The organism is Gemmatimonadota bacterium, from assembly GCA_009838845.1.
Classification (GTDB): domain Bacteria; phylum Latescibacterota; class UBA2968; order UBA2968; family UBA2968; genus VXRD01.
The window spans coordinates 1-7,989 of record VXRD01000130.1; the positions used below are offsets into that span (position 1 = coordinate 1).

Genomic DNA, 7,989 nt, shown 5'->3' on the forward strand with positions numbered 1-7,989 from the left:
CTATTATATATATGCGTAGTTTATCTCGTTCTTGGGGTGTTAACTTGTGTAGTCCCATTTCTGCTTGTTCAGCCTTGGACAAAATCCTATCCAAGGTAATTTCTGGAAGTTTTTCTTCAGATGTTGCATGCAATCTGCACACTACACACAAGACAAATAGCGCAATTGCTGTAATGGTTCTATGAGTCATTTCACATCCCTCGGGTTCTTCTTTCCTCTTCCATACCTTTTTTTATTTTCCTCTTTTCATCGGATAACATTTTCTTTGCCTTTTCTCCCGCCTTTTCAAGTTGTCTGATGCAATTCTTGACATACTCATCAATCTCACTATCTCCCATGAGTTCATAGCTTTCCCCCGAAGCATACAGAACAATTACGGCCTGAGCCATGTACGCGGAATATTCTTCTTCATTCCAGGGATTTTTCAAGCGGCAGTTTATTATCATTGCTCACTTTTCATCTATTATAGAGAACTTCGCATTGTAAGTTTGTTCGCCTGCCCAAGATGCGATAAAGTATATCAAAAATCCAGTTTGACCAAGGCCTGAGGCAATAAGTAGTGGCTTATTTATACCGAATGGCAACAGCCTTCATTGTGATTTTGTTACCACCAGGAATAAGAAGAGGACTGCCGTCGATATTTTGAATATATTTATCAGGAACATACTGGCTGTCAGTGGTGAGAGGAATGATGGCATGCGCTCCAATTTTCTGGGCTTTCACTTGCATTTCTTTTAAGACTTGGGACTGGTTGTTGAAAACGGTGCCGTTGCCCTCGATAATCGCTATTATCTCATAGGTCCGATCTGGTTCTTTGAACAAGATTGTTATATTATCGGTAGGAGGGTAAGTCCGGGATGAATTTATCATCACCGCACTTGTGCCAACACATCCCGAGGCGGCTAATATAAACAAGACGGACAGTAAAATCTGTTTCATTAAGGTTTTTCCTTTAAGTGGCGCCGAGAATACGCCTCTATAAGAGTTTTTTGATCAACGTATTGGCGTAATTCAAATGCTTCAAGAGATAAAGCATGCATTCCAGTATTCGGTATAATTGTCAGCGTAACGCGCTTATCCATTCCCGATCTTTTTGCACTAATTTCAGTCCTGTCTCGATAATCCTCAACTTTCACGTCAGTAAATTTTTCGTAAGGCATTTTAGGTTTCTCCTTTTCTAACGCGGACTCGTAAAAGGCTCTGAGGAAGCATAATCTCTCGTCTTGTAATGTGATTTTTTCTTTATCCTCCTCACTTTGCCGCTCTCAACCACACCTATTAGCTCTCATTCGGGATACCAGAGTTCAGAGAGTGAGATTTCTAATCCTGGGAATAATTTCGGTTTAAATACATCGGATTCGGACAGGGTCGCTTGAAGAACAGGCTCGTCGCCTGTCAGGTCAAAGGCCTCTAACGTTTTTTGATCTGCATCAATAATCCAGTATTCCTTCACGCCAAATTCGGCATATATTTTCATTTTATCGACCCGGTCCCGTTGGATACTTGAAGCAGACAAAATTTCGACCATCAAATCGGGTGCGCCGAGAATATTGGTTTCAGTGATAATATTCAGGCGATCTTTGGCTACGAACAGGATATCGGGTTGAACGACGTTTTCAGCCTCTGTCTGTCCTCCCAGAATAACATCTATTGGCGAACTAAAAACCCGTCCGAGGTCGTTCTGTTTTACAAATATACGCACCAAACTCGTCAATTCATCGCAAGCCCATTGATGTCTCGGTACCGGTGCTGGAGCCACTGCTAATTCTCCTCTCAAAATTTCAAATCCAAAATTGTCTGGCGGAGTGAGATGGAGATAATCTTCATAAGTCCATCGCTCTTTTTGGGGAATTACAATGTCTGTTGCCATGACACACCTCGCTGAAATAATACCAGGGGAGAGGGGCGTTTTACGAAATCATCGGTATTTCACCGGGGATTCCGATGGGGGTTTCTTCTAAAATTTCTCGCTCGCTCGATAAAACATTGTATAGATTATCCCGCTCGACGGGATCGCGTCCGGATTCTATAACGCGCTCGACCAGTTGCTTGCGCGTGAGTACCTGCCGCGTCTCTGAATATGACCGACGCGTAATTTCGTATTCCTGTATTGTGCCGTCGATATCGTCTGCACCGTACCACAAAGCCACCTGTGAAATTTCGATGGTATTCATAATCCAGAATGTTTTGATGTGTAAGAAATTGTCCAGCATCAATCGCCCCACGGCAATTTCTCTTAAATCCGCGATACCTGTCGGGCCGGGTAAATGCTCTAATTCTGTGCGTTCGGGATGAAATGACAGGGGGATATACGTCAAAAAACCGCCGGTCTCGTCCTGTAATTCGCGCAATCGCACGAGATGATCGATGCGTTCTTGCGGGTTTTCAATATGCCCATATAGCATCGTCGCATTGGTAGGCAGGCCGACTTCATGCGCCGTGCGCGCTACATCGAGCCATTCTTCGGAATCCGCTTTGGTCCAGAATAAATCTTCCTGTACGCGATCGCTAAATACTTCTGCACCCCCGCCGGGAATGGACGATACGCCGGCTGCTTTTAATTCGGTCATGACATCTTTCAATGGCTTTTTTGCAATACGCGCAATCTGCACCCATTCAATTGCGGTAAATGCTTTTACCGCCACATCGGGACGCACGTCTTTGACCGCGCGCACGATATCGAGATAGTACGAATAGGGGAGTTTGGGATTGATGCCCGCGACCATGTGAATTTCAGAAATGGGCAGGTCGATGTATTCCAATACGCGTTTTTGTATATCTTCGGGCGATAATACATAGCCCCGCTCGTCTTTTGGCTTTACATAAAAGGAGCAAAACCGGCACAGCTTGTTGCAGACGTTGGTATAGTTGATGTGCTGATTCCGCACGTACCATGCCACATTGCCACACAGGCGTTCGCGCGAGATATTGGCCAAATATCCCACGGCATTGAGGTCGGGCGTCTCGTAAAGCCGCATGCCATCTTCGGCAGAAAGTCGTTGCCCCAGGTTCACTTTTTCTTCGATGTCTCGGAGATCGTCGGGAATTATCGGTTTCACGCTATGCTCCTTATACTGTTTTACGGTTTTGCAGCCAGCATTTCGCGGGCGTGTTGCATGGTCAGTTCTGAAATCTCTTCGCCGCCCATCATCAAAGCGAGTTCGCCAGCACGCGCCTCTTCATCCAACGAGATCACCCGGGTTACTGCACGCTGATCAACTACTTCTTTTCTGACTGAAAAATGGCGATCAGCCATTTTGGCAATTTGTGGCAAATGCGTAATTGAAATGGTTTGATACGTTTCTGACAGGTCGCGCAATTTCTTGCCCACAACCTCTGCAATGCGCCCGGAAATTCCGATGTCGATTTCATCAAAAATTAACACCTGCACCGAATCGGTATGCGCCAGCACGGTTTTCATCGCCAGCATAATACGCGAGATTTCACCGCCCGACGCCACTTTTGCCAGCGGGCGAATGGCTTCGCCAGGGTTGGCCGAAATAAAAAATTCGCCGCGCTCTATGCCCCGTGGTCCCGCTTCAAATCGCTGCCCGTCGCATTCAATCAGGCCTTCGGGGTCTGGACGCCGATTCAATTGTACGTCAAACTGCACATCGGGCATGCCCAGTTCGCGCAATGCGCGGCATATCGCTTTTGACAATTTGCCAGCGGCTTTGTGTCTTCCTTTTGACAATTTCTCACAACAATGTGCGAATGTCTGTATTGCATCGTCAATTTTAATCTGAATTTTTTTTATAGATGCTTCGAGTTCATCGGTCAGTTCCAATTCTTTTTGGGCTTTTTTTTCATAGGACAGCACACTTTCCAGGTCGCCGCTATATTTTTTTTTCAGTGCGTTCAGCGTTTCTAATCGCTCTGTTACTTCTGATAGGCGTTGGGGATTGTGTTCTACGCGATTGGCGTAATCGCCAAAGGCACGAGCTAGTTCCTCTGCACCGTACCTCAGACCATTGAGTTCTTCAGCTATCGGCTCCAAACTGCTGTCCATTTGCGCGGCCTCATTCAGGAGGTGCGCGCCTTCGCCGAGTTGGTCGGCCACGGATTTTTCACTTTCATAAAGCACCTGTTCAATCTGATAGGCGATCTCGAGTAGCCGTTCTGCATGTAAAAGTACGGACTGTTCGCGTTGCAGGCGTTCGTCTTCGCCAGGCTCTGGTTTTGCCGCATGGATTTCTTTGATCTGAAAGTCCAGTAGTTCACGCCTTTCTCGCTGGCGCTGGGCAACAGCCGTTTTTTCAATCAGCCGATTTTGCAATCGCACTACCTGGTGATGTGATTGTTCGACCTGTGCGCGTGCGGCGTGCAAGCCGCCAAAGCCGTCCAAAAAGTCCAGATGCTGATCGGTATTCAGAAGCGATTGATGGTCGTGTTGGCCGTGCAAATCGACCAGCGCGCGGCCCAATTCTCGAAGTGTACGCACGGGAATAGACAGGCCATTGGCGTAGCACCGACTGCGCCCTTCTAATAGTACATCTCGCCGCAAAATCAACTCGCCATCCTCTGTCTCTATACCCATGGCGTTCAGGAGTTTGAGAGCCGGATGTTGAAGATAGAGTTCAAAAATGGCTTCTACCGTACATTTTTTTTCGCCTGTGCGGATTACATCAGGGCTTGCTCGCATACCCAGTATCAGCCCCAATGCCCCGACCAGGATGGACTTTCCGGCACCGGTTTCGCCCGTAATGATATTTAACCCTTTACCAAATGAGACTTCCATGTCGTCGATCAGGGCGTAATTTATCACATGCAATTGACACAACAAGGCACAACTCCTTCACTCGTCTCGCCGATCCAGGCTCCAGTCCAATTTGCGCTGCAACAGATCGTAAAAAGTCAACCCCTGCATATTGATAAAGCGCACGGGTTCGGAGGCCCGTTGTACTGTAACGGGTTCTTCAGGGGAAAGCGAACATACTGTGCGTCCATCTGTGGATAACATGATTTCATCGGACTGATCAGCTATCACCTTAACCGTTACCGATTGACCGCCCGGCATCACCATTGGGCGCAGTGATAGCGAATGCGGGCATATAGGCGTGGCGACGAGCACAGATAAATTTGGATGTACTATTGGGCCGCCAGAAGACAGACTGTAACCCGTGGATCCCGTCGGCGTTGCCAGAATTAATCCATTGCCGTAAAAGGAGCTTACGGACCGACCTTCAACCAGCATTACGACCTGTACCAGACGCGCTTTGACACTGCGTTCAATTACGACCTCATTGAGCGCAAACGCTTTTTGTGTGCGGGTTTGTGCGTGTAGTGCGATCCGCTCTTCAACGGTATAATCGCCACATAACAACCGATCCAGACCATCGTCCAATTCGCGGGGTTCTGCGCCCGACAAAAATCCCAATCGCCCCAGGTTTACGCCTAAAATCGGCGTGCTGTGCGGATAAACCACATCGGCTGCGCGCAACAAGGTCCCATCGCCACCCATCGCTACAATGATGTCAGTGCGTGTGGGCAACTCATTGACCGGACAAAACCATTTGGAATCAGATGTGCAAATTTGCCGCAAGTTATCGGCGATCAGTACCCCAATGCCTCTTTGATGGATGCGCTGGGCCAATTGATCGACCGCAACGCCCATGCCCGGTTGGGTCGGGTTCGAAAACAAACCGATGGACTTCATTCGTCTGCAAACCCTTCGCCGTTGGAATCGATGGATACCAATTCAATTTCACCATCGCTATCGCGTATCAGCACTTCAACCTGTTGCCGCGCATCTTCTAATAAACTGCGGCATTGATTGGATGCTTTTAGACCTTCTTCAAACACTTTTAGTGCCTCTGACAAGGGCAGTGCACCTTCTTCTAAACGATCCACAGCCGTCTCCAATTGTTTCAAAGCTGTTTCAAATGTGGGTTCTTCTATGTTTTTTTTTGCCATTGACTTTACCTTTTTATTTTTTCTACCCGACAGGTCGCCTCGCCTTTTGCAAACCGAATGTGTAGATGTTCACGGGGTGTCAAAATCCCGGCATCAGATACGACCGAACCATCTTCGCGTTGTACGAGGCCAAATCCCCGCGCGAGTACTGATAGGGGGCTGAGCGATCCCAGTTTGCCGGTCATGCGGTGATAGTCGGCTAATCGACTTTCAAATAGTCGCCTTATAAGCGCGTATAACTCGCGGTGTAATTCATCGACGTGTTGCGCGTTTTGAAAGATCAAATCGGACAACCGCCGCATGCCATAACTGCTTTCGTAAGTTTCTATCAGATCTTTATTTTTTTCTAATAGTCGCTGCATGGCCTCCCGCGTGCGAAGTGTGAGCCGCCCGACTTGTTCGCGCACTTCTAAAACATCGCGTACGGCAATTTCTGCGGCAGCAGAAGGGGTTGGTGCGCGTACGTCAGCCGCTATATCCGATAGGGAAATGTCGATCTCGTGTCCTACGGCTGAAATAACTGGAATCTCCGAATCCGCAATTGCCCGCACCACTGTCTCGTCGTTAAATGCAGCCAAATCCTCAGCCGAGCCGCCGCCGCGCCCAACAATTAATACATCTACTTTGCCAAAGTCATTGAGATCGGCAATGCCTTGTGCAATATCTTCTGGCGCGTCCAATCCCTGCACCTGCGCAGGGCGCAAAACAATGCGGACAGCGGGAAATCGCCGCTTCAACACATCCAAAATATCTCGAAAAGCTGCACCTGTCTGTGATGTCACAACCCCAATGGCTCTGGGGTATTCGGGCAGAGATCGTTTTCGGTCCTCGTCAAAAAGGCCCTCTTCTGACAGTTTTTTTTTCAGTTTTTCATAGGCGATTAGCTGTTGTCCCACCCCTGCGGGAAACAGTTGTGACACATTAAATTGATATTCGCCCCGCCGCTCATACACCGTCAACTGCCCCTGTGCCAACACGGCCATTCCCGCTGTGGGACGAAATCCAGTTATGGGACGCGAGCGCCACATCACACAGCGCAATTGACTGTGCGGATCTGAGAGCATGAAATACCGATGTCCGGATGAGGGCTGAGAAAAGGAGGTCAATTCACCGGCGACCCACATGGGCGGAAATTGCATCTCAAGGGTTTGCTTGACCGCTTGTGTGACGTCCGATACGGAAAGCGGGTGTTCCACCTTATCCCTCCTCTAAATCGAGACACAACCGCTCGATGTGTTGCGCACGCCCGGAGCATTCATCCACATCGATGAGCGCACCGCAGAGTTTTATATCGTCTGTGGCTGGCTCAAAACGCACGGGCATCTGGTTTACAAATCGGCGAATCGCAGGGTCTTTTTTTGCGCCAATAACCGAATCGTGAGGCCCTGTCATGCCAACATCTGTCATATACGCAGTTCCGCCGGGCAAGATCCCATTATCGGCTGTTTGAACATGGGTATGCGTGCCCAGAACCGCGCTGACTTTGCCGTCCATATAGTGCCCAAAAGCAATTTTTTCCGAGGTCGCTTCGGCGTGGAAGTCGATGAGAATAATGGGCGTTTTCTTTTGTAATTTCTCCACGGCGCATTGCCCCGTTCTAAAGGGACAGTCCAAAGCCATTTTCATATATGTTCGTCCAAGCAGGCTGAGCACTGCAACCGACGCCCCGTTGCGCGCTGAAAAAATCGCCGCACCCACACCCCCAACCTCTTTGGGAAAATTGGCTGCACGCAAAATCCGGTCGCCCGTTTGAATATAGTCAACCGAATCTTTTTGATCCCAGACGTGATCTCCCATGGTAATTACATCGGCGCCGTAAGCGTGAAATTTTTGTCCGATTTTTGCAGTAATACCAAAGCCGCCAGCAGAATTTTCGCCATTGACAACGCAGAAATCAATGGCGTGCTGTGCAACCAGTTGAGGAATCAAATGTGCGGCGGCCCGTCGTCCGGGCCTGCCATAAACATCGCCTACAAATAAAATATTCACCGCCCCCAGTCCTCCGATAAAAAGAATCAGCGAATCAGCGAATCTACGAATCAGCGAATCTACGAACCCCGCCCATCCTCCCAAAAC

At 48.6% G+C, this 7,989-nt stretch carries 10 protein-coding genes; all 10 read right to left on the reverse strand.

Going from position 1 to position 7,989, the window contains the following annotated elements; all coding sequences use genetic code 11:
* Positions 1-191: 191 nt before the first annotated feature.
* Complete coding sequence (locus F4Y39_18370; protein MYC15694.1) at positions 192-446, reverse strand: hypothetical protein; 255 nt, start codon at positions 444-446, stop codon at positions 192-194.
* 118 nt (positions 447-564) lie between these two features.
* Positions 565-939 carry a hypothetical protein gene (locus F4Y39_18375; protein ID MYC15695.1) on the reverse strand — a complete coding sequence of 125 codons (375 nt, stop codon included), beginning with the start codon at positions 937-939 and terminating at the stop codon, positions 565-567.
* Complete coding sequence (locus F4Y39_18380) at positions 939-1,160, reverse strand: hypothetical protein (GenBank protein ID MYC15696.1); 222 nt, start codon at positions 1,158-1,160, stop codon at positions 939-941. The genes F4Y39_18375 and F4Y39_18380 overlap by 1 nt, the downstream gene beginning before the upstream one ends.
* Before the next feature lie 125 nt (positions 1,161-1,285).
* A complete protein-coding gene (locus F4Y39_18385; protein MYC15697.1) occupies positions 1,286-1,870 on the reverse strand; it encodes a Uma2 family endonuclease in 585 nt (194 codons plus the stop codon).
* A gap of 40 nt (positions 1,871-1,910) precedes the next feature.
* Positions 1,911-3,059: an aminofutalosine synthase MqnE gene (mqnE, locus tag F4Y39_18390; GenBank protein ID MYC15698.1), complete on the reverse strand. Its 1,149-nt coding sequence runs from the start codon at positions 3,057-3,059 to the stop codon at positions 1,911-1,913.
* Positions 3,060-3,079: 20 nt separating this feature from the next.
* A complete protein-coding gene (gene recN, locus F4Y39_18395; GenBank protein ID MYC15699.1) occupies positions 3,080-4,783 on the reverse strand; it encodes a DNA repair protein RecN in 1,704 nt (567 codons plus the stop codon).
* Positions 4,784-4,795: 12 nt separating this feature from the next.
* On the reverse strand, positions 4,796-5,656 hold the full coding sequence (locus tag F4Y39_18400; protein ID MYC15700.1) for an NAD(+)/NADH kinase: 861 nt from the start codon (positions 5,654-5,656) through the stop codon (positions 4,796-4,798).
* Positions 5,653-5,913 carry an exodeoxyribonuclease VII small subunit gene (xseB, locus tag F4Y39_18405; protein MYC15701.1) on the reverse strand — a complete coding sequence of 87 codons (261 nt, stop codon included), beginning with the start codon at positions 5,911-5,913 and terminating at the stop codon, positions 5,653-5,655. Before xseB ends, F4Y39_18400 begins: the two co-directional genes overlap by 4 nt.
* Before the next feature lie 5 nt (positions 5,914-5,918).
* A complete protein-coding gene (xseA, locus tag F4Y39_18410; protein MYC15702.1) occupies positions 5,919-7,109 on the reverse strand; it encodes an exodeoxyribonuclease VII large subunit in 1,191 nt (396 codons plus the stop codon).
* Position 7,110: 1 nt separating this feature from the next.
* On the reverse strand, positions 7,111-7,902 hold the full coding sequence (locus F4Y39_18415; protein MYC15703.1) for a TIGR00282 family metallophosphoesterase: 792 nt from the start codon (positions 7,900-7,902) through the stop codon (positions 7,111-7,113).
* Between the last annotated feature and the right edge of the window lie 87 nt (positions 7,903-7,989).

Coding starts and splice junctions, on each gene's coding strand:
- F4Y39_18370 (MYC15694.1), bottom strand. CDS start 446: ATGATAATAAACTGCCGCTTGAAAAATCCCTGGAATGAAGAAGAATAT.
- F4Y39_18375 (MYC15695.1), bottom strand. CDS start 939: ATGAAACAGATTTTACTGTCCGTCTTGTTTATATTAGCCGCCTCGGGA.
- F4Y39_18380 (MYC15696.1), bottom strand. CDS start 1,160: ATGCCTTACGAAAAATTTACTGACGTGAAAGTTGAGGATTATCGAGAC.
- F4Y39_18385 (MYC15697.1), bottom strand. CDS start 1,870: ATGGCAACAGACATTGTAATTCCCCAAAAAGAGCGATGGACTTATGAA.
- F4Y39_18400 (MYC15700.1), bottom strand. CDS start 5,656: ATGAAGTCCATCGGTTTGTTTTCGAACCCGACCCAACCGGGCATGGGC.
- xseB (MYC15701.1), bottom strand. CDS start 5,913: ATGGCAAAAAAAAACATAGAAGAACCCACATTTGAAACAGCTTTGAAA.